The sequence below is a fragment of the Staphylococcus microti genome (genome assembly GCF_000934465.1).
Taxonomy (GTDB): Bacteria; Bacillota; Bacilli; order Staphylococcales; family Staphylococcaceae; genus Staphylococcus; species Staphylococcus microti.
Window position 1 is genome coordinate 1 of record NZ_JXWY01000160.1, and the last position, 414, is coordinate 414.

The following is a 414-nucleotide window of genomic DNA, read 5'->3' on the forward strand; positions in this document are numbered from 1 at the left end:
CTAACAAAGCACGCTTTGACAACTTACGTTGCGCACGTCTGAGTTTCTTTTCCATTTTAGCCGTGAATTTATGATTATCAATTTTTTGACCATCAGAAAGGATCGCAAAATTTGTAATACCCAAGTCAATACCAATTGCAGAATTAGATTTAGGCAATTCATCTATCTCTTCTTTACATAACAAAGAAATATAATATTTACCGCTAGCATGACGTGATATTGTCGCTGACTTAATAATCCCTTTGGGTTGTCTGTGAAGTTTAATTCTGATTAAGGATTTTAATTTAGGGACTTTGACAAACTTATCATCAATCAAAGCAACTGTCCCATTTTGATTATTCGTTGTATAACTCTGAACAGGGTTTTTCTTACTTTTGAACCGAGGAAATCCGACAGATTTATCACGAAAAAAGT

1 protein-coding gene is annotated in these 414 nt (G+C 33.8%); it reads right to left on the bottom strand.

Going from position 1 to position 414, the window contains the following annotated elements; all coding sequences use genetic code 11:
- A partial coding sequence (locus tag TP70_RS11115) for an RNA-guided endonuclease TnpB family protein (RefSeq protein WP_044361660.1) occupies positions 1–414 on the bottom strand: 414 nt, incomplete at both ends.